24 protein-coding genes are annotated in these 18722 nt (G+C 68.3%); 12 read left to right on the forward strand and 12 right to left on the reverse strand.

The features are described 5' to 3' along the window. Positions 1-115: 115 nt before the first annotated feature. Entirely contained in the window at positions 116-661 is a 546-nt protein-coding gene (gene msrA, locus CQ034_RS17625; protein WP_105712095.1) for a peptide-methionine (S)-S-oxide reductase MsrA, read from the reverse strand. Beyond that, the gene (gene msrB, locus CQ034_RS17630) at positions 658-1146 is read right to left on the reverse strand and encodes a peptide-methionine (R)-S-oxide reductase MsrB (protein ID WP_105712096.1); all 489 of its coding nucleotides are present in this window, start codon (positions 1144-1146) and stop codon (positions 658-660) included. Before msrB ends, msrA begins: the two co-directional genes overlap by 4 nt. Before the next feature lie 173 nt (positions 1147-1319). Here msrB and CQ034_RS17635 point away from each other — a divergent pair, with 173 nt between their 5' ends. From CQ034_RS17635 to pnuC, 3 genes are read left to right on the forward strand one after another with little or no spacing between them, the layout of a single operon-like run. Further along, complete coding sequence (locus CQ034_RS17635) at positions 1320-2237, forward strand: DUF808 domain-containing protein (RefSeq protein ID WP_091030665.1); 918 nt, start codon at positions 1320-1322, stop codon at positions 2235-2237. A gap of 24 nt (positions 2238-2261) precedes the next feature. Continuing rightward, the gene (locus tag CQ034_RS17640; RefSeq protein ID WP_105712097.1) at positions 2262-2789 is read left to right on the forward strand and encodes a GNAT family N-acetyltransferase; all 528 of its coding nucleotides are present in this window, start codon (positions 2262-2264) and stop codon (positions 2787-2789) included. A gap of 2 nt (positions 2790-2791) precedes the next feature. Continuing rightward, a complete protein-coding gene (pnuC, locus tag CQ034_RS17645; RefSeq protein ID WP_105712098.1) occupies positions 2792-3505 on the forward strand; it encodes a nicotinamide riboside transporter PnuC in 714 nt (237 codons plus the stop codon). A gap of 49 nt (positions 3506-3554) precedes the next feature. Here pnuC and CQ034_RS17650 read toward each other — a convergent pair whose 3' ends face one another. The 6 genes from CQ034_RS17650 to CQ034_RS17675 all read right to left on the reverse strand — a co-directional run bounded on the left by CQ034_RS17650 (position 3555) and on the right by CQ034_RS17675 (position 9323). Beyond that, positions 3555-4292 carry an amino acid ABC transporter ATP-binding protein gene (locus CQ034_RS17650; protein ID WP_105712099.1) on the reverse strand — a complete coding sequence of 246 codons (738 nt, stop codon included), beginning with the start codon at positions 4290-4292 and terminating at the stop codon, positions 3555-3557. After that, positions 4289-5155 (reverse strand): amino acid ABC transporter permease, encoded by an 867-nt coding sequence (locus CQ034_RS17655; RefSeq protein WP_029264322.1) that lies wholly within the window; start codon positions 5153-5155, stop codon positions 4289-4291. Before CQ034_RS17655 ends, CQ034_RS17650 begins: the two co-directional genes overlap by 4 nt. Next, positions 5152-6006: an ABC transporter substrate-binding protein gene (locus CQ034_RS17660; RefSeq protein WP_105712100.1), complete on the reverse strand. Its 855-nt coding sequence runs from the start codon at positions 6004-6006 to the stop codon at positions 5152-5154. The genes CQ034_RS17655 and CQ034_RS17660 overlap by 4 nt, the downstream gene beginning before the upstream one ends. Positions 6007-6100: 94 nt before the next feature. Continuing rightward, complete coding sequence (locus tag CQ034_RS17665; RefSeq protein ID WP_105712101.1) at positions 6101-6529, reverse strand: cupin domain-containing protein; 429 nt, start codon at positions 6527-6529, stop codon at positions 6101-6103. Then, positions 6526-7884, reverse strand: a complete 1359-nt coding sequence (locus tag CQ034_RS17670) for an amidohydrolase family protein (protein WP_258134260.1) — start codon at positions 7882-7884, stop codon at positions 6526-6528. Before CQ034_RS17670 ends, CQ034_RS17665 begins: the two co-directional genes overlap by 4 nt. After that, positions 7881-9323 (reverse strand): adenosylhomocysteinase, encoded by a 1443-nt coding sequence (locus CQ034_RS17675; protein WP_105712102.1) that lies wholly within the window; start codon positions 9321-9323, stop codon positions 7881-7883. Before CQ034_RS17675 ends, CQ034_RS17670 begins: the two co-directional genes overlap by 4 nt. Before the next feature lie 81 nt (positions 9324-9404). Between CQ034_RS17675 and CQ034_RS17680 the strand changes: the two genes are divergently transcribed. From CQ034_RS17680 to CQ034_RS17710, 7 genes are all read left to right on the forward strand, one after another. Beyond that, on the forward strand, positions 9405-9983 hold the full coding sequence (locus CQ034_RS17680) for an AAA family ATPase (RefSeq protein WP_029264317.1): 579 nt from the start codon (positions 9405-9407) through the stop codon (positions 9981-9983). A gap of 60 nt (positions 9984-10043) precedes the next feature. Further along, positions 10044-10292: a type II toxin-antitoxin system Phd/YefM family antitoxin gene (locus CQ034_RS17685; protein WP_029264316.1), complete on the forward strand. Its 249-nt coding sequence runs from the start codon at positions 10044-10046 to the stop codon at positions 10290-10292. Continuing rightward, the gene (locus tag CQ034_RS17690) at positions 10289-10546 is read left to right on the forward strand and encodes a type II toxin-antitoxin system RelE/ParE family toxin (RefSeq protein ID WP_105712103.1); all 258 of its coding nucleotides are present in this window, start codon (positions 10289-10291) and stop codon (positions 10544-10546) included. The genes CQ034_RS17685 and CQ034_RS17690 overlap by 4 nt, the downstream gene beginning before the upstream one ends. A 683-nt stretch (positions 10547-11229) precedes the next feature. Further along, entirely contained in the window at positions 11230-12231 is a 1002-nt protein-coding gene (locus CQ034_RS17695) for an Abi family protein (RefSeq protein ID WP_105712162.1), read from the forward strand. Positions 12232-12315: 84 nt separating this feature from the next. Next, on the forward strand, positions 12316-13701 hold the full coding sequence (locus CQ034_RS17700) for an LLM class flavin-dependent oxidoreductase (protein ID WP_181156367.1): 1386 nt from the start codon (positions 12316-12318) through the stop codon (positions 13699-13701). 110 nt (positions 13702-13811) lie between these two features. After that, positions 13812-14219, forward strand: coding sequence for a hypothetical protein (locus CQ034_RS17705; RefSeq protein WP_105712105.1), 408 nt, complete (start codon positions 13812-13814; stop codon positions 14217-14219). Between the two features lie 109 nt (positions 14220-14328). Next, on the forward strand, positions 14329-14871 hold the full coding sequence (locus tag CQ034_RS17710) for a dihydrofolate reductase family protein (RefSeq protein WP_105712106.1): 543 nt from the start codon (positions 14329-14331) through the stop codon (positions 14869-14871). Between the two features lie 41 nt (positions 14872-14912). Here the strand turns inward: CQ034_RS17710 and CQ034_RS19640 are convergent, their stop codons facing one another. Then, positions 14913-15089 carry a hypothetical protein gene (locus CQ034_RS19640; protein ID WP_029264313.1) on the reverse strand — a complete coding sequence of 59 codons (177 nt, stop codon included), beginning with the start codon at positions 15087-15089 and terminating at the stop codon, positions 14913-14915. Between the two features lie 9 nt (positions 15090-15098). After that, positions 15099-15464 carry a DUF4406 domain-containing protein gene (locus tag CQ034_RS17715; RefSeq protein WP_105712107.1) on the reverse strand — a complete coding sequence of 122 codons (366 nt, stop codon included), beginning with the start codon at positions 15462-15464 and terminating at the stop codon, positions 15099-15101. 54 nt (positions 15465-15518) lie between these two features. Between CQ034_RS17715 and CQ034_RS17720 the strand changes: the two genes are divergently transcribed. Both CQ034_RS17720 and CQ034_RS17725 read left to right on the forward strand, forming a co-directional pair. Continuing rightward, entirely contained in the window at positions 15519-16268 is a 750-nt protein-coding gene (locus CQ034_RS17720; RefSeq protein ID WP_105712108.1) for a DeoR/GlpR family DNA-binding transcription regulator, read from the forward strand. 35 nt (positions 16269-16303) lie between these two features. Then, the gene (locus CQ034_RS17725) at positions 16304-16933 is read left to right on the forward strand and encodes a hypothetical protein (RefSeq protein ID WP_105712109.1); all 630 of its coding nucleotides are present in this window, start codon (positions 16304-16306) and stop codon (positions 16931-16933) included. Between the two features lie 27 nt (positions 16934-16960). On the opposite strand, the gene CQ034_RS17730 is transcribed toward CQ034_RS17725, so the two are convergent. Next, positions 16961-17878, reverse strand: a complete 918-nt coding sequence (locus tag CQ034_RS17730) for a hypothetical protein (protein ID WP_146114875.1) — start codon at positions 17876-17878, stop codon at positions 16961-16963. A 65-nt stretch (positions 17879-17943) separates the two neighbouring features. Continuing rightward, entirely contained in the window at positions 17944-18642 is a 699-nt protein-coding gene (locus CQ034_RS17735; protein WP_105712111.1) for a MerR family transcriptional regulator, read from the reverse strand. Between the last annotated feature and the right edge of the window lie 80 nt (positions 18643-18722).

Genomic DNA, 18722 nt, shown 5'->3' on the forward strand with positions numbered 1-18722 from the left:
CGCCCGTTGCGAAGGAGTTCTCACGGATTGAAGGAGCGGATGCCGCATCCGGTCCTTCATTCCGTGATTTCTCCTTCGTTCCGTGCGAGCGAGGTGAGGGGCGCGGGCCCCCGGCCTAGACGGCGGAGCTCTCCGCGCGCTGGGGCAGCACCCATCCCGCGCGCGGGAAGTGGCAGGTGTAGCCGTTGGGGTACTTGATCAGGTAGTCCTGGTGCTCTTCCTCGGCCTCCCAGAACGGACCCTCGGGCTCGATCGTGGTGACGGCCTTGCCCGGCCACAGGCCCGAGGCGTCGACGTCGGCGATCGTGTCGCGCGCGACCGTCTCCTGCTCGGGCGAGAGCGGGAAGATCGCCGAGCGGTAGCTCGAGCCGATGTCGTTGCCCTGACGGTCCTTGGTGGACGGGTCGTGGATCTGGAAGAAGAACGCGAGGATGTCGCGGTACGTCGTCTTGGTCGGGTCGAACACGATCTCCACTGCCTCGGCGTGGCCGGGGTGGTTGCGGTAGGTCGCGTGGTCGTTCGAGCCGCCCGTGTAGCCGACGCGCGTGCTGAGCACGCCGGGCTGGCGGCGGATCAGGTCTTCCATGCCCCAGAAACAGCCGCCGGCGAGGACGGCCGTCTCGGTCCCGGGCGTGCGGGTGATGGTTCCGGTGTCGGTCATGACTGCTCCTCAGAGATGTCGGTGGTGGGGGTGTTCGGTGTCTTCGCGAAGAGGGGACTGTAGCGACCGTACCCCTCCTCCTCCAGCCTGTCAGCCGGGACGAAGCGAAGGGCGGCCGAGTTCATGCAGTAACGGAGCCCGCCTTCCTCGCGGGGGCCGTCGTCGAAGACGTGGCCGAGGTGGCTGTCGGCGTTCGCCGAGCGCGCTTCGGTGCGCTTCATGAACAGCGAACGGTCGGTCCGCGTGGTGACGGCATCCGCCTCGATGGGCTTGGTGAAGCTGGGCCACCCGGTTCCGCTGTCGAACTTGTCGGTCGACGAGAACAGCGGCTCGCCCGAGACGACGTCGACGTAGATGCCGTCATCGTGGTTGTTCCAGTACGCGTTGCGGAACGGCGGTTCGGTCGCGTCCTGCTGCGTCACCTCGTACTGCAGGTTCGTGAGGCCGCTGACGGCCTCGGGGGTCTTGCCGTAGTCGTTCGACATGATCTGACTCCTTAGTCCGACGTCGCTGGCTGCGGCGTCATAGAGAAGAACCGTCGATGCGGTCGTTTTGGTCCCTCAGGGCTGGGAGCGCGCTGTGAGTTTCCACGAGTTCGGGGGACCCCTCGGACTCGATAGAGTTGCCTCCGCACTGCACACCGCCCGAGGGGAACCACATGTCCGTAGGACTGCTCGCCGTCGTCGACGACATCCTGAGCGCCGCGATGAAGGCCTCGGCCAAGGCGGCCGGTGTCGTGATCGACGACGCCGCCGTCACCCCGCAGTATGTGCAGGGCATCACGCCCGCACGCGAGCTGCCGGTGGTCGGCAAGATCGCGCTCGGCTCGCTCGCGAACAAGTTCCTCATCATCATCCCGGCCGCGCTGCTGCTCACCGCGTTCGCGCCGTGGGTGCTGCCGTACCTGCTGATCCTGGGCGGCGCGTACCTGTGCTTCGAGGGCGCCGAGAAGGTGCTGGAGTGGTTCGGCGTGCAGCACGGCCATGCCGACGAGGGCGCTCGCGACGAGAAGAAGCTGGTCCTGGGCGCGGTGCGCACCGACCTGATCCTCTCGACCGAGATCATGCTCATCTCGCTGGCGAGCCTCGAGAAGGGGCTCGACATCTGGGCGACGCTCGCCATCCTCGCCGTGATCGCACTCCTGATGACGGGGGTCGTCTACGGCGCCGTCGCCCTGCTCGTGAAGATCGACGACATCGGGCTGAAGATGGCGAAGAACCCGGTGCGGCGCGTACGGCACACCGGCACCCGGATCGTGCGTTCCATGCCCGCGGTGTTCCGCTTCATCAGCATCCTGGGCACGGTCGCGATGCTCTGGGTCGGTGGACACCTGGTGCTGGTGAACCTGGGCGAGGTCGGCTGGCACTTCCCGGTCGACGTGCTGCACGGCGTGGAGCACGCGCTCCACAACCTCGGCCCGGTCGTCGTCTGGATCGTCGACACCATCATCTCCGCGATCGCCGGTCTCATCCTCGGGCTGCTCATCGTCGGGATCGTGCTGGGCATCGCGAAGCTGTTCGGCAAGACGCCGAACTTCCACGAGGGCGAGGAATCCCCCGCCGACGTGCACGTCTGAGTCGGGAAGAGAGACCACCCGCCGATGACAGACGTCCGAATCAGGGATGCGGAGACCGCAGACCTCGAGACGATCACCGCGATCCACAACCACGCGGTGCTGCACACCACCGCGATCTGGAACGAGGATGCGGTCGACCTCGCCGACCGCAACGCCTGGCTCGCCGATCGCACCTCCCGCGGCTACCCGGTGATCGTCGCGGTCGACGACTCCGGCGTGCTCGGCTACGCGTCGTACGCGCAGTGGCGTCCGCACAGCGGCTACCGGCACACGGTCGAGCACTCCGTCTACGTCCTCGGCGGTCAGCACGGCCGCGGTATCGGCACCGCGCTGATGGCCGCACTCGTCGAGCGCGCCCGCGCCGCGGGGATGCACGTCATGATCGCCGGAATCGAGAGCGGGAACGCCGCTTCCATCGCCCTGCACGAGCGCCTCGGCTTCACCGAGGTCGGGCGGATGCCGCAGGTCGGGGCCAAGTTCGGGCGCTGGCTCGACCTGAGCATGCTCCAGCTCGTGCTCGACGACCGCGCCGAACCCGGCGCCGCATCCTGACCGTGGACCTGCTGCAGTGGTTCGTCGACGCCTTCAACTCGAACTGGACGCTGCCCGGCGGGCAGACGCTCCTCGTCCGTGAGGTCGTCGGCAACGCATTCGGCCTGGCGAGCGCGCTCGGCGGCATGCGCCGGAAGATCTGGGCGTGGCCGGTCGGCATCATCGGCAACCTGCTGCTGCTCACCGTCTTCCTCGGATCCGCGCTCAGCCCCGACCCCTCGCTGCCGCACCTGCTCGGCCAGGCCGGCCGGCAGATCATGTTCATCGCCGTCGCGATCTACGGATGGATGCGTTGGCGCAACGCCGAGGGTGGACAGATCGTGCCGAAGTGGGCGCCGACCGGGGCCCGCATCGGCCTGGTGATCGTGATGGTCGTCGGCACCGTCGCGCTGACCCCGCTGTTCCGCGCGCTGGGCTCGTGGGAGCCGGTGTGGGCCGACGCCTGGACCTTCGTCGGCTCGCTGCTCGCCACCTACGGCATGGCCAAGGGCTGGACCGAGTTCTGGCTCATCTGGATCGCGGTCGACGTGGTCGGCGTGCCCCTGCTCTTCAGCTCCGGCTACTACGCGACCGGCTTCATGTACGTCTTCTACGGCATCTTCACCGCGGTCGGATTCGTCATCTGGTGGCGGGCGCAGCGCACCGCCGCGCAGCCGGTCGTGATCCTGCCGCCGGACCCGAACCCGCGACGACCGGAAGACGACGAGCTCGCCTGAGCCCGCCGCTACCGGATCCGCCGTCGGCCGCGCTCAGTGCCGCACGAGCTCAGTGCCGCACGCGCGCGAGGAACTCCGAGGTCGCGGCCTGCTGCGGCGCATCGAACACCTGCGACGGCGGCCCCTGCTCGACGACCACGCCGTGCTCGAGGAACATGATGCGGTCGGCGACCTCGCGGGCGAACGACATCTCGTGCGTCGCCATGACGATGGTCGCGCCCTGCTGCTTGAGCTGACGCACCAGGTCGAGCACCTCGCCGACCAGCTGCGGGTCGAGCGCACTGGTGATCTCGTCGAGCAGCAGCACCTCGGGCTGTGTGAGGATCGCGCGCACGATCGCGACGCGCTGCTGCTGACCACCGGAGAGCCGGTCGGGGTATTCGTCGGCCTTGGCACCGAGGCCGAGCGTCTCGAGCAGCTCGCGCGCCTTGGTGCGGGCCTCGGTCTTGCGCATGCCGTGCACGCGGACGGCTGCGAGCGTGACGTTGTCGAGCACGGTCAGGTGCGGGAACAGGTTGAAGTGCTGGAACACGACCCCGATGCGGGCGCGCACGGCGTCGGCATCCACCCGCGGATCGGTGATGTCCTCACCCGACAGGAAGATCTGGCCGTCGTCGACGCCCTCGATGAGGTTCATCGTCTTCAGCAACGTCGACTTGCCCGAGCCGGAGGCGCCGATGAGCACGACCACCTCATGGGTGCCGACGGCGAGGTCGATGCCGCGCAGCACGTCGTGGTCGCCGAAGCGCTTGCGCACTCCCCTTGCCTCGATCACCGGAACGCTCATACGACCCCTCCGGCCTGCTCGCGCTTGTTCATCCGCGCGGTGACGACGTCGGTCAGGCGGATCATCGGCCAGCTGAGGATGATGAACATGAGCCCGGCGACGATGTACGGCGTGTAGTTGTAGGTGTCGGCGACCATCAGCTGAGCCGCGCGGACGGCGTCGACCACGCCGAGCACCGAGATCAGGCCGACGTCTTTCTGCATCGACACGAAGTCGTTCATGAGCGCGGGCACGACCTTGCGCACACCCTGCGGGATCACGACGATGCGGAGCGTCTGGCCGTGGGTCAGTCCGAGCGACCGTGCGGCGATGCGCTGCGATGGGTGCACGGCCTCCATGCCGGCGCGGAGCACCTCGGCGACGTACGCGGAGTACGTGAGGACGAGGGCGATCGTGCCCCAGAACATCGCGGGCATGCGCGGGAAGATCATCAGCGCGGGGATGCCGAAGCCGATCAGATACAGCACGATCAGCAGGGGGATGCCGCGGAAGAAGTCGGTGTAGGCCGCCGCGAGCGCGCGCAGCGGGAAGAACACCGGACCGCGCAGCGAGCGCATGGTGGCCAGGGTGGTTCCGAAGATCGCGACGCAGACCGCGGCGATCACCAGCACCAGGAGATTGACGAGCAGCCCCTGGAAGATCGGGCCGATGCTGTCGAGCGCGACCTGCGGGTCGAAGAAGGTCTGGCTGACGACTGCCCAGCCGGGGGTGTTGACGACGACGACCACCAGCACCGCGGCGACGACGAGGCTGCTGATCAGCGCGATCAGGACGGACCGGGTGGTCGCCCGGCGCCGCAGGACGCGGCGCGACAGCTCGAGCTCGCTCGGCTGCCACGCCGTGTCGACGGGCTGTGAGGTCATTTGAAGACGGGGACGTCGACCGCGTCGCTGAGCCACTTCTGCTGCAGCTCGTCGAGCGTTCCGTCTTCACGCAGGGCGTCGACCGCGTCGGTCACGGCCGGCGTGAGCGCGGATCCCTTCGGCAGCACGATGCCGAACTCGTCGCCGCCGTCGGCCCCGGCGAACTGTCCGGTGACCACGCCGTCGTCGAGCTGTGCGCCGACGACGTAGAACGCACCGGGGAGGTCAGTGATCATGGCGTCGATCTGGCCACCCTTGAGCGCGAGCACGACGTCGTCGACCGAGTTGAAGACGCTGAGGTTCGCCTCGCCGAGCTGCGCCTTGGCGACCGTGTAGCTGGTGGTGCCGCTGGCGACGCCGACCTTGGTGGCCTTGAGCTCGTCGATGGTCGTGGCGGATGCCGCGGGCGAGTCGCCGACCGCGACCACGGCCTGCGTGGTCGTGTAGTACGGCGACGAGAAGTCGACGGCCTTCTTGCGGTCATCCGTGATGGAGAACTGCTGCAGGTTGATGTCCCAGTCCTTCGGGCCCGGCGCGATGGCGCCGTCGAAGGTCGTGCGCACCCAGACGATGTCGTCGGCCTTGTAGCCGAGCTGCTCGGCGACCGCGTTCGCGACCGCACCCTCGAAGCCCTCGCCGTTGGAGGGGTCGTCGTCGACGAACCAGGGCTCGTAGTTGGGCTCACCCGTCGCGATGGTGAGCTTGCCCTCGGTCACGGTCTGGAGGCCCGAGTCGTCACCGCTGCCGGATCCGGTGTCGGCAGCGGGAGCGCAGGCGGCGAGTGTGACGGCGACAGCGGCGGCGGTTGCGGCAACGGCAACGGCGCGGCGGAGAGCGGGAGCGAAGGGCACGATGACTCCAGAGCGAGAAGGGTGAGGAGGAGGGTGGCGATGAGGCAGTCGGGTCTGCTTCTGCCGTGTCTGGTTCCGCAGAGACGGTCTGCCTCTACAGAGTAGGCGATTCGGCGAGACGCCAATCGGCGAAATCGAAACCTGGCGACACGAAGCACGAGACCAGGACCTCGTCGGCATCCAGCGGCCGGGCAGCCTGCCAGACGCCGGCCGGCACCAGCACCTGGGCGGCGTCATCGGGGCCGAGCACGACGGTCGTCGCCGCGCCCGGTTCCGCACCATCGCCGCCGAGGCTGAGCTCGAGCCGCCCCGGACCGTGCCAGAGCCACAGCTCGTCACTGGTCACGACGTGCCATTCGCTGCGCTCGGTGGGCAGCAGCAGGTAGTGGATGCAGGTGGCCGCGGGTCGTGGGCCGTTCGGCGTCTCCACGGGCAGCGGGCTCGTCCACGTGCGGCGGAACCACCCGCCCTCGGGGTGGGCGGCGAGGTCGAGGCGCTCGGCGGTCGCGGGGCGCTGTGTCATGCGGAACCTCCGGATGCGGGTTCGACGGGTCGGGATTCAGCGGGTGCGGATTCGGCTGGTGCGGATTCGACGGCGGCGCGTTCGAAGGAGTCGACCGCGAAGCGCACCTCGCCGGAGACGACTGTCGCGGCGGCGCGGCCGGCCCCGTGCTCGACGAGTTCGGCGACGGCATCCGGACCGGCCGGGATGTCGAAGAAGGTGAGGTCGGCGAGCGCGCCGACGGCGAGGTATCCGGTGCGGTCGGGGCCGACGTCGATCCCCATGGCGTGCGCGCCGCCGAGGGTCGCGGCGCCGAGCAGTCGCGCGTGCAGGTCGCGGTCGGTGTAGCCCTGCGAGCGGGCGATGCGGGCGAGCTCCGCCACATCGGCGAGCACGTCGAGCGAGGGGCTGGACGACAGCGAGTCGGTGCCGACGGCGATCGGGCTACCTTCGCGCAGGTACGCGGCGATCGGCGGCTCCTCGAGTCCGATGACGGCGTTCGAGCGCGGGCACAGGGCCACGGTCGTGCGGCGCTCCCGCAGGATGGCGCGGTCCCTGGCGCTCATGTACACGCCGTGCGCGATGTGGCAGTCGGGACCGAGGACCCCGAGCTGGTCGACGAACTCGGTGGCGCTGGTGCCGAAACCGGCCTTGCGCAGCTCTTGGAAGCTGGCGAGACCGGCCGTGTGCCAGGCCTGCGGATGCTCGTGCGCGAACTCGCTCTCGAACGCGGCCTCGCCGAGGTGGATATGGATGCGTCCGCCGCGCTCGCGCACGATGTCGGGGATCTCGAGCAGCGGCTCGATGTCGAGCGAGTAGGGGGCGTGCGGCGAGAGGCCGGTACCGGGCGGGGTGGGCAATGCGTCGAGGGCCTGCTCGACCTGCGCGCGTCCGGTGCGCGCCCAGTCGGCGTTGGTCCAGCTCATCACCTCCCAGTAGGTGATGCCGTGCAGTCGGGCGTCGTGCAGGGCGGTCGCCGCCGCGCGGTCGGTCACGACGTCGGCCACCGCGGTCGTGCCCGAGCGCAGCGCCTGTGCCGCGCCGTCGGCGGCATCCGCGGCCCAGTCGCGCCCGCCCTCGTAGACCGGGTCGAACGCCCGCACCCAGTCGTCGAACCCGTCGTACTGCCCGCGGCCGACCGAGGCCATGCCGGTGTACTGCAGGTGGGTGTGCGCGTTCACGAGGCCCGGGGTCAGCACGCCGGGCCAGTGCACCTCGTCGGCCTCGATCCCGCGCTCGGACAGCGACCGCAGCACCCACTCGCGCTCACCCACGTGCATGATGCGGCCGTCGCGCACGGCGACCGCGCCGTCGACGATCGGTGGCGCGGTGATCGGCACCACGAGCCCGGCGGAGTAGACGGTGACGGCGGTCATGCGGATGCTCCCGGGAATCGCGGCGAGCGCCACTCGCGCAGGGCGTCGACCTGCGCGGGGCTGCGCTCGTCGATGTGCTCTCCGCGGGCGGCGAGCGCGGCCGTGCCGATCGTGGTGTCGGCCTCGGGCGGCAGGGGATGCACTCCGGCGGGCAGGTCGTGCGTGAGCAGATACTCGACGGCGAAGAGCTGCACCGCGAACGACAGGTCCATGATCTCGATCGGGTTGCCCTCGCCGGCCGACAGGTTCACGCAGCCGCCGCGGGCGATCACGAGTGCCCCGTCTCCGGCGCGTTCGACGAACGGAGGGGCTTCGCCGTTCTCGCCTGCATACGGTCGCAGCGTCGAGGGATCGAGGTCGATCTCGTGCGGAATGCCGCCCGCGACCGCGACGACCGCCGCCGTACGCAGCACCTCGGCGTCGACCGTGTGCGGAGCGCCCGTGGCCGAGACGACGAGCGCGCCCGGGGCGAGGTCATGCAGCCGGCCGATGCGGTGGCCGTCGTGGGCGGCCCGAAGTGCGCGGACCGGGTCGGTCTCGGTGACCGCGACCTGCACGCCGAGCGCCCGCAGGTGCGCGGCGACGCCCTCGCCGACAGGGCCGTAGCCGACCACGACCGCGGGCTGGTCGCGGATGTCGATGCCCGCGGCATCCAGCGCATCGGCGATCGCGAACACGCACGACTGGCCGGTGCCGTAGCGGTTGTCGAAGGAGGTCTTGGTGAGGGCGTCGTTCACGGCGATGACGGGGATCTGGAGCACGCCTTCGCGCTGCATGAGCCGAAGCGGAGTGAGCCCGCTCGTGGTCTCCTCGGCCGCACCCTTCAGTTCTGTGGCGATCCCCTCCTCATGCGCGAGGCGGATCAGGTGCGAACCGTCGTCGAGCAGCAGGTCGAACCCGCGGCGCAGGAACGACACGGCGGCAGTGCGTTCGGCAGCACCCGAGAGGGTCGGGTCGCCGTCGACGGGGACGCCCCGGGCACGCAGCACCGCCGCGACCTCGACGTCGATCTCATCGGGGTGCGCGTAGACGGCGACCGTGGCTCCGGCATCCCGCAGCAGCAGGGCGAGTTGGGCGGTCTTGGGTTCGAGCACCATCGCGATGCCGATCCGGACCCCGCGCACCGTCCCCTTCTCGCCGAGGCGCCGGGCGAGGTCGGACGAGACGGGCATGTGACGTCCGGCCGCATCCACGCGGTCCTCGGCCGTCTTCCGCGCCGGAAGCGGGTGTCCGTCGAGCAGGATCTCGGGAGCCTCGCCCGTCACGAACGTCACGCCGCCGTCGCCGAGGTGCGCACCGAGCGCCGGCAGCAGCTGACGCAGTGCCTCGGCCACGGCATCCGACCCGACGACCGAGAAGTCACGACCCGACACGAGCAGGTTGGTCTCGCGGGCGAAGCGGCGCACCAGACGCTGGGCGGTCACGGTCTCGTCGGTCACCTGTCAAGGGTAGAGCCCGCGGGGGTGGGTGAATGCCAGCAGATGACGTCACATGATCCGCCCGAATGTGAGACTTGTGCGATGACGGCCGTGGGATCAGTGGACACTCGCCTCGTCGTGCTGCGCGGCGACTCCGGCTCGGGCAAGACGACGACGGCGACGGCGCTGCGCCCTCTGCTCCGCGGCAAGACCGCGGTCATCCATCAGGACCACTTCCGGCGCACGCTTCTGGCCGGCGGCGAGAAGGCGTCTCGATCCGCCGACGCCGCCGCGCTCATCGACACCGTCGCCCGCCAATCGCTGGACCTGGGATACGACGTCATCCTCGACGGGATCCTCAACCTCCGGGATTATGCCGGGCGGTTGGAACAGCTGTGGCGGGACCATCGAGGCGTCACTCGCATCTACCAGTTCGACGTCGGGTTCGAGGAGACCGTCCGACGCCACGAGACACGAGAACTGCGCGACGCCTTCAGTCCAGAGCAGATGCGCGCGTGGCACGACGGCTGGCAGCCGCTCGAGTTCGTCGAGGAAGGCCGTATCGGGCCGGCGGAGACGCTCCCTGAGATCCTCGCCCGCATCGTCGCGGACTTGCGGGAGGGCAGCTCGTCCCCAATCGCCGATTCTCGGAGGCCGAAGGATCGATTCGCGGATTCGTAGATGCCACCGCCTGGCCGCGGCATCATGTACATCTCAGACTTCAAGATGTACAATTTGCCCATGTCCACGATCAGCGTCGCCGACGCGCGCAACAACCTCTCGACGGTCATCGCCCGCTCCCAGGAGGAGGCCGTGTTCATCGAGCGACGCGGTCAGCGTGCCGCCGTCGTGGTCAGCCCGGAGCAGTACGAACGGATGATCGAGGCACTTGAAGATGCCGAAGACGTGGCCGCGTTCGACGAGGCGATGGCAGAAGAAGGCCCGGACATCCCCTGGGATCAGGTGAAGGCCGACCTGGGCTGGACGTGAGTTATCGGATCGAACTGCGCCCCGCTGCGGTTCGAGCATTGAAGAAGGTCGACCATCAGGATCGCGACCGGATCCGCGGTGCCATCGCCCTGCTCGGCGAGAACCCCCGCCCACCGGGAGCGAAGGCGCTGCAGGGACGCGACGGACTCCGCGTCCGCGTCGGGAACTACCGCATCATCTACACGATCGACGACGACCTGCTCATCGTCGCGGTCGTGACGCTGGGTCATCGGCGGGACGTCTACGAGCAGTAGCGAAGCCGGAGTGCTGGACGTCGCCGCCTAAAGCGAAGCCGATCCGATGCTTGCGGGGGCATCGACAACACAACGTAAGCCCCAATCGGTTCACGGGCTGCGGCGGCGTCACGGATGAGGGGCACCGGACGTTGGTGAACCTCACCCACAGCAGCGCACGGATCAGTCGCGCCGTTTGCCGCCGCGCTTGACGCGAAGGACCAGGTAACCGACGAGTGCGACGACGGCGATGAGCACGATCACCGTGATGACGAGGTACAGGGGTGCGATACCGGAAGTCATACGTGAGACGACCCTTCGTGTCGTGCCGGTTCCGCCCGGCGCCGGCGACGCACCCTCGCCCCGCCGAGGACCCCGCCGACAGTAAGGACCATGATTGCCGCGGAGACGTAGCCGTTCACGAAGAACGCAAGGACACCCACACCAACGACAATCAGGAGATCGGTCAGGGAACGCAGCCCGGTGTGGCTTCGTCGGGTGCTTCCAGGCCTCTGGATCACGTCGGTCCTCACTGTTCCTTCCGCGGCTCACTGGCGGCAGCAAGGGGTTCCTTCACGGTAACATGTTACACGCCGAATCGGGCTTAGGGCCCTCCTCACATGGGCTCGAGGATGCTAGTCTTGGAACATCACGATCAGCCCGCTCGCCTCACGGCTCGGGCTGATTTTCTTTTGGGGAGACACGTGGTCGAGTACACCAAGCCTTGGATGTCTATAAAGCAGCAGATTGCGCAACTCCAGGGCAGAGGTCTGATCGTCGACGACGAATCGGCCGCTGAACAGTTGCTCGAAGAGGTTGGCTACTACCGCCTCACGGGGTATCTCTATCCATCTCGCGAGTCGGAGAAGTTCATTGATGACCGCGGTCGCCAGTCGACTCGTATTCTGAGTTCGTATCGGAAGGACACCCGTCTGGAGCATGCTGCGGCGCTGATCGCATTCGATCGCGCGCTACGCCTGCTCGTTCTCGAGGCCGTCGAACGCATCGAGGTTTCGCTTCGTACTCAAGTCGGCTACATCCTCGGCCAGACTTCGGCCTTCGCGCACCTCGATCAACGATGCTTCACTCCGGCCTTCACCGCGCCATCCATCGATACGGGCGCTGGCGTGATGACGAGCAAACATGCCGAGTGGATCAGCCGCGTGGACGAAAGGCGAGCCAGCTCGAAGGAAGCCTTCGTCGAGCACTTTCGACGGAAATACGACGATCGAATGCCGATTTGGGCACTGACCGAGATTCTTGAACTCGGCCACCTCGCCAAGCTCTACCGCGGGCTGCAGAACGATCTCGCCACTCGGATCGCCCTTCATTACTCAGTACCCAGCAAGACTGTCCTGGCCAGCTGGATCGCGAGCACCAACTATGTACGGAACGTCGCGGCACACCAGGCGCGCTTGTTCAACAGAAAGCTCGTCGATGCGCCCACCAGACCAAAGAACAATGCGATTCCCGTGTTGGCGCACCTGCGTGAAGACACAGCGCCGAAGCAGGACTTCGGCCTCTACAACTCGTTGGCCGTAATCGCGTATCTGCTGCGCAGCATCGGTGGTTACGCCGATTGGACGCGGCGCCTCAAGGAATTGGTAGCCACCTTTCCGAGTGTCCCCCACGTGAGGATCGACAGCATGGGCTTCCCCGACGGGTGGGCTCAGCAAGGCCTCTGGAAAACCAGCGGATCGAGCTAGACCCATCGACCAGCATCCCCCGGAATGTGTCCGCGCATGTCGGCGGCCCTGGACCGCCCCGCGCCGTTCGCCTTTCATGGGGGCATGACCCGTCAGATCCGCTTCAACGCCTTCGACATGAACTGCGTCGCCCATCAGTCGTCCGGCCTGTGGCGGCACCCCGACGACCGGTCGCGGCAGTACAACACGATCTCGTACTGGACGGATCTGGCGAAGCTGCTGGAGAGCGCGACCTTCGACGGCATCTTCATCGCCGACGTGCTCGGCACCTACGACGTCTACGGCGGCACGAACGAGGCCGCGATCCGCAACGGCGCCCAGGTGCCCGTGAACGACCCGATCCTGCTGGTGAGCGCGATGGCCGCGGTCACCGAGAACCTCGGCTTCGGCATCACCGCGGGCACCGCATTCGAGCACCCCTACCCCTTCGCGCGCCGGCTGAGCACCCTCGACCACCTCACCCAGGGCCGGATCGGCTGGAACGTCGTGACCGGATACCTGCCCAGCGCCGCCCGCAACATGGGCCAGGAGGATCAGCTCGCGCACGACGACCGCTATGACCACGCGGACGAGTACGTCGAGGTGCTCTACAAGCTCTGGGAGGGCTCGTGGGAAGACGACGCCGTGGTCGAGGACCGCGAGCGCGGCATCTTCACCGACCCGTCGAAGGTGCACCCGATCGGGCATGAGGGGAAGCACTTCAGCGTTCCCGGCATCCACATCTCAGAGCCGTCGCCGCAGCGCACGCCGGTGATCTACCAGGCCGGTGCGAGCCCGCGCGGAGTGAAGTTCGCGGCCGAGAACGCCGAGGCCATCTTCGTCGCCGCCCCCTCGAAGGAGGTGCTCGCCGGCACGGTGAAGCGCATCCGCGATGCCCTGGAAGCCGCCGGCCGCGACCGGTACGACGCCCGCATCTACACACTGCTCACGGTGATCACTGCCGCGACGAGCGAGGAGGCGACCGCGAAGCACGCCGAGTACCTCTCCTATGCGAGCCCCGAGGGCGCGCTCACCTTCATGTCGGGCTGGATGGGCGTCGACCTCTCTCAGTACGCAGAGGACGAGCCGGTCGGGAACGTCGAGTCGAACGCGATCCAGTCGGTGCTGCAGCACTTGAAGGAAGAGGCCGACCTCGGCCGCGAATGGACCGTCGGCGACTTCGGACGCCACAACGCGATCGGCGGCCTCGGCCCCACGGTCGTGGGCTCTGGTGTCGAGATCGCCGACGAGCTGCAGTCCTGGGTGGAGGAGACCGACATCGACGGCTTCAACCTCGCCTACGCGGTCACACCCGGCACGTGGCAGGACGTCATCGAGCACGTGATCCCGGTGCTGCGCGAGCGCGGCGTCTACCCGAATGAGTACACGCCCGGCACCTTGCGCAACAAGTTGCAGGGCAAGGGAGACCGCGTGCAGGACACGCACCGCGCCGCGAAGTACCGGGTCGGGGCGTTCGCGCCGAGCGCCTGAGAGCAGTACTCCGGAATAGAACAAGTCGTATTTGTACTCGTGGTACAAGCATCATTGGTGCAGACCGCGTTCCCGAACACTCCGAGCGCATGGAATTGAAGGGCAGAGACATGACGACCAGACTCAGTGCCCGCGCCTCCCGCGATGACGACGGATCGTGGACGATCGAGATTCCGGAGCTCACCTCCGAGACGCCCAGCGGCGCAACGATCGTGGCGACGGGCAGCGCGCTCACTTTCCGCGGAATCAAGAAAGCCGCCTCCGACCTCGCGTCCGTCTGGCTTGATGTCGAGCCCACTGATGTCGAGGTCGACGTCGTCATCGATGCGCCCAGCCGAGTTATGCAGTTGCTCGCGGAGAGCAATGACGCGACGGCCGCCGGAGAGGCGGCGATAGAACGAGCGGACAGGCTCCGGCGCGAAGCAGCTCGTGCGCTCCGCGCCGACGGCTACCCTCTCGAAGCAGCCGGCGCTATCCTCGGCGTCACGTACCAGCGGGTGCAGCAGCTCGCCAGCTAGTACGCGCACGTTGCTGAGGCGCCCCGGTGGCGCCGGCTGGGGGCGGGTTGGATCACCAGCGCTCCGACGAAGCAAGTCGCTCGACTCACCTCCACGGAAGGAGCAGATCATGGCTCGAGTGATCGTCCACGCGACCGTGACCCTCGACGGGTTCCTGGCGGATGCGGACGGCGGAGTCGACTGGATGTTCGGTCGCCCCTCCGCTCCCGAAGACGATGTCGTCGTCGAGAACGTCATGAAGAACATCGGCGCCATCGTCGGCGGGGCGAACAAGACGCAGACCATCGACGACGGCGAGATCCCCTATGGCGGCATGCTCAAGGTGCCGGTCTACCTCATGACCCACAGCGAGCACGAGCCGATCGAACGCGACGGGATCACCTACACGTTCGTGGTCGACGACATCGCGCAGGCGGTCGAGTCAGCCGCGCAGGCGGCGGGCGACAAGTGGGTCAGCCTGCTCGGCGGGAGCATCTCGCGACAGTGCCTCCAGCTCGGACTCGTCGACGAACTCCACCTCGACGTCGCGCCGGTCCTGCTGGGCGACGGCATCTCCCTGTTCGCCGGGCTCGGGCAGCGCATCGAGTTGGAACGCCTCGAGACCTCGGCCTTCGCGAGCGAGACCCACCTTCGCTACCGCGTGCTCCGCTAGGACCTCTCGCCGAGAACGCGTCCGACGAGGGGGCCGCGCCGTCAGTCGTCGCTGCGGCTGAAGATCCCGCGCAGAATGAGGAACACCACCACGGCGACGACCGCGACGATCGCGAGCTTGAAGATGAACGCGAGCACCGAGAACAGCGCGCTCACGATCCACCACGCGATCACGACGGCGAGGATGACGCCGAGGATGGTCCAGATGTTCTTGGTCATACCTCCAGCCTACGGAGTCGAGGCTGGGGGGATCTCCTCGAGCGAGCGATAGACGGGCAACCCGCGCTCCTTCGCGATCTCGACATCCTTGTCCGCACCTGACGACTCACCGGGAAGGCGCAGCACGGCGTCGCAGTGCTGCAGCAGCCGGTACGCCGTCTCGTACATCACGTCCCCCTCACCGGCTTCGGCGGCATCGAGGGTGCGCAGGATCGGCAGCGCCGCCCATTCACCGATCATCGGCACGTGGCCGAGGCGGAAGATCGGCCCGGAGACCTCTTCGAGGCGCGCCAGGTTCTGGGCGATGAGTTGGGGGTCGCCGCCGGTACCCGAGCGGTACGGACCGGCGATCAGGATCAGGAGTGGTTTCGTCATGCGGATGACTGTAGTCTGAATCATGCAAGAACGTGCAACTTCGTGAGGAAACATATGCTGGCCGCGCAACGCAAGGATCACCTGCTCGCTCTCCTGGAGCGTGACGGACGGGTGGTGGCGAAAGCCGTCGCCGACGAGCTCGGCGTTTCGGAGGATGCCATCCGCCGTGACCTCCGAGAGCTCGCGGACGAGGGCAGACTCCTGCGCGTGTACGGCGGTGCGCTGCCAATCCCCGCTCCCGAGCCCCCGGTTCGCGAACGCGCCGCGCTGGCGACCGAGAGCAAGGAACGCGTCGCGCGCGCGGCGGTGGCCACCGTCCGCCCCGGATCGACGATCGTCCTCGACGCCGGCACGACCACGCTGGCGATGGCCCGGCTCCTTCCCTCCGGCACAGGGATCACCGTCATCACGCCGAGCCCCGCCATCGCCCTCGCCGTCGCCGAGCACTCGGACGCGCGGGTGATCATGATCGGCGGCGAACTCTCCCGACACTCACTGGTGACCGGGGGCGGCCTGGCCATGGAGGCGATCCAGCGCCTCGCTGCCGACACGTTCTTCCTCGGCGCCACCGGCATCGACCCCGAACGCGGCCTCACCACGGGCGAACTCGACGACGCCGTCACCAAGCGGGCACTCGCTTCGCGCTGCGCCGAGACAGTGGTGCTCGCGAGCGAGGAGAAGATCGGCGCTGCCGCTCGCTACCCCGTGCTGGCACTCGACGCCGTCACCGCGATCATCACCGACCCTGCCGACGACAACCCGCTCATCGCGGAGGTCGAAGCACGGATCGGCAGCCCGGCGTGATGAGCGCCGATGGCCGACCGCACTAGCGTGATCCCATGAGCTTCACGCCCCTCCGGTCCCGGTCGCGCAATCTCTACACCTGGTTCGCCACACGCCCAGATCTCTTCGTCTCCGAGCGCTCTCCCCGCAAGTCGGCGACCTGGCTCGTGATCGCCGGGCTCATGGTGGTCGTGATGCTCCTCGTCTACCTCAACCCGGAGGCGACGGTCGAACTGCTCGGCGGACGCGTGCGCAGCGGGCTCGCGATCGCCGGTGCCTTCTTCCTCCCGCCGGCTGTCTTCGTCGCCGCCATCGTGATGTTCTTCGTCAGTGCGCGGCGCTGGCGGATCAAGGGCGGCGGCGTGCTGACGAATCCGGTGATCCACGGTGTCGCCGCGGGATTCCCGCTCGATCAGGCCCTGTCCACGCTGCAGCGCGGCAGCTCGGACAGCGCCGGGATCGTCGCCGCCCTGAAAGACGTGATCGCACACCGGGGCGATGACCGACTCCTCACGATCTGGACGTCCGACGCCGACCGGGCGATGTACATCGGCGTGATCCGCGTCGCGGGGAAGGAATTCTGGATCGACTCCGAGCCGCTCGCGCTGGACCCGGTACTCTTCTTCGACGCGAAAGACCTCGACCTCGCCGCGATGCGCGAGCAGGCCGGCCTCGGCGGTCGCTGAACCGAGGCGGCATCCCGGAGGCGCGGATCAGGGCAGGGCGCGACCGAGTCCGGAGAACTCGAGCGAGGCCTGCTCCGGATCACGCCACGCGCGGTACGCGAGGGCATCGGGGCTCGTCACCCCATAGGCATCACGCAGCGCAGCGACGCACCGCTCGGCGAGTTCCCGGAAGTCGACCGCGTACGCGGGCAGCGGGAGCTCCGCGGTCCAGTTCGGCTGCGCGACCCCCGGCTCCTTCCACCCGGTGGCCCGCAGCACCGATTCGTCGGCATCCGCGACCACGTCGCCCCCCGGCGCCTCGGCGTGGAGCATCTCGGGGTCTCCGGCGAACTGCACGTAGCGCAGCGGGTCGCCATCGACCGAGACGATGAGGAACACGCGGTCGGTCACACCGCGGAGCGCGGTGATGAGACGGAGCGTGAAGGCTCCCCACTCCGACGGCTGCGCGTCGGACGGTCGCGGGACCGGGCGCTGCGCGACGGCGTCTCGGGTCGACTGCGCCCACGGCATCGGCTCCGGTGTGCGCGTGGTCGTGAAGGCGAGGTCCCGGTCGTCGACGGGCACGAACTTCAGCCACGACTGCAGTTCGGGCCGCTCGAACCCGAACCTCTCGAACCCCTGCTCGGCTGCGCGCGGATCGCGGGTGTCGAGGCGTGCCAATGCTCCGTCGCCGGGCTCGACCGTGACCGGGATGCCGCGATACGTGCCGTGGTGTGCGACGCGGAAGCACTCCAGCTGCTCGTCGGGTGCGATGTTGCGGACCCACCCGCTCCCGATCTTCCGGAAACCCTCGACCGGGGTGGGGCTCCAGAGCGCCCAGTTGCCTCCCGGAGAGGCGAGCGGGTACTCCGTGTTCCCCACGCGCACGTATCGCCCCGACTTCTGCATGGTCAGCACCCCGGCTTCCGGATCGGCGTCGCGAGCACGCGCATCGTCTTCGGCCACCGCGCGCTGCACGTCATACGAGCCACCCTAAGCGAGCCGTCCGACCTCGCGGTCGACGACGACCGTCAGTCTTCCTCACCCCGATCAGCGAGAAGCGCGTGCAGGTGTCCGGCGGCCGCGAGGAGCGCGACGCTGCGCCGTGTGAGCGCGACCAGCCGGCCCTGGAGGATGCGCTGCACCTCGCCCGTGTCGGCATGCTGCCGCACGTGTTCGAGGATGCGCGAGATCGCGGGGATGCCGTAGCCGCCCGCGCGCAGGGCGGCGACGATGCGCGCCTCGGTGATCGCCGCCGCGCCGTACGACCGCGTGGATGCCGTGCCGCGGAGCGGATGCACCAGCCCTTCCTGCTCCCAGTGACGGAGCGCGGACGGGCGGATGCCGAGGGCCTGCGCGAGTTCGCCGATGGTCATCGCATCCGCGTCGTCGAAGTCTTCGCCGGCTTCGACCAGAGCGACATCGAGACCGCGCAGCGCCTCGCGCACTCGGGAGCGCTCGGCCGCGAGACCGACATGCAGGTCATCGATGCGCTCGGCCGCGGCCCCGACCGGCGCCCCGATCAGAGTCGGCATCAGTCGCCGGGCGGGCACGGGGCCGATGGCCGCCGCCATCGCACGATAGGCGCGCGCGGCGGTCTCGTGCCGCCCCGCATAGCGGCGGTAGCCGTTGGCTCCGCGCTCGGCCGGAGGGATGACCCCGAGCCGCTCCAGGTCGCGCACCTGCTGCGTCGAGTAGCCCACGCGTCGACCGAGCGCAGCCGTCGTCATGACATCCTTTTGAGGGTTTGGCATGTGATTCGCCCTCCTTCCCGCTTCCAAGTCCACATAAGCACGTGAACCTCATCATT

The sequence above is a fragment of the Microbacterium sp. MYb45 genome, assembly GCF_002979655.1.
GTDB lineage: Bacteria > Actinomycetota > Actinomycetes > Actinomycetales > Microbacteriaceae > Microbacterium.

Bases quoted from the DNA above. Each gene is read 5' to 3' on its own strand.
- msrA (WP_105712095.1), bottom strand. From the start codon at position 661: ATGACCGACACCGGAACCATCACCCGCACGCCCGGGACCGAGACGGCC.
- msrB (WP_105712096.1), bottom strand. From the start codon at position 1,146: ATGTCGAACGACTACGGCAAGACCCCCGAGGCCGTCAGCGGCCTCACG.
- CQ034_RS17635 (WP_091030665.1), top strand. From the start codon at position 1,320: ATGTCCGTAGGACTGCTCGCCGTCGTCGACGACATCCTGAGCGCCGCG.
- CQ034_RS17640 (WP_105712097.1), top strand. From the start codon at position 2,262: ATGACAGACGTCCGAATCAGGGATGCGGAGACCGCAGACCTCGAGACG.
- CQ034_RS17650 (WP_105712099.1), bottom strand. From the start codon at position 4,292: ATGAGCGTTCCGGTGATCGAGGCAAGGGGAGTGCGCAAGCGCTTCGGC.
- CQ034_RS17655 (WP_029264322.1), bottom strand. From the start codon at position 5,155: ATGACCTCACAGCCCGTCGACACGGCGTGGCAGCCGAGCGAGCTCGAG.
- CQ034_RS17665 (WP_105712101.1), bottom strand. From the start codon at position 6,529: ATGACACAGCGCCCCGCGACCGCCGAGCGCCTCGACCTCGCCGCCCAC.
- CQ034_RS17670 (WP_258134260.1), bottom strand. From the start codon at position 7,884: ATGACCGCCGTCACCGTCTACTCCGCCGGGCTCGTGGTGCCGATCACC.
- CQ034_RS17680 (WP_029264317.1), top strand. From the start codon at position 9,405: ATGACGGCCGTGGGATCAGTGGACACTCGCCTCGTCGTGCTGCGCGGC.
- CQ034_RS17685 (WP_029264316.1), top strand. From the start codon at position 10,044: ATGTCCACGATCAGCGTCGCCGACGCGCGCAACAACCTCTCGACGGTC.
- CQ034_RS17700 (WP_181156367.1), top strand. From the start codon at position 12,316: ATGACCCGTCAGATCCGCTTCAACGCCTTCGACATGAACTGCGTCGCC.
- CQ034_RS17705 (WP_105712105.1), top strand. From the start codon at position 13,812: ATGACGACCAGACTCAGTGCCCGCGCCTCCCGCGATGACGACGGATCG.
- CQ034_RS17710 (WP_105712106.1), top strand. From the start codon at position 14,329: ATGGCTCGAGTGATCGTCCACGCGACCGTGACCCTCGACGGGTTCCTG.
- CQ034_RS19640 (WP_029264313.1), bottom strand. From the start codon at position 15,089: ATGACCAAGAACATCTGGACCATCCTCGGCGTCATCCTCGCCGTCGTG.
- CQ034_RS17715 (WP_105712107.1), bottom strand. From the start codon at position 15,464: ATGACGAAACCACTCCTGATCCTGATCGCCGGTCCGTACCGCTCGGGT.
- CQ034_RS17720 (WP_105712108.1), top strand. From the start codon at position 15,519: ATGCTGGCCGCGCAACGCAAGGATCACCTGCTCGCTCTCCTGGAGCGT.
- CQ034_RS17725 (WP_105712109.1), top strand. From the start codon at position 16,304: ATGAGCTTCACGCCCCTCCGGTCCCGGTCGCGCAATCTCTACACCTGG.
- CQ034_RS17735 (WP_105712111.1), bottom strand. From the start codon at position 18,642: ATGACGACGGCTGCGCTCGGTCGACGCGTGGGCTACTCGACGCAGCAG.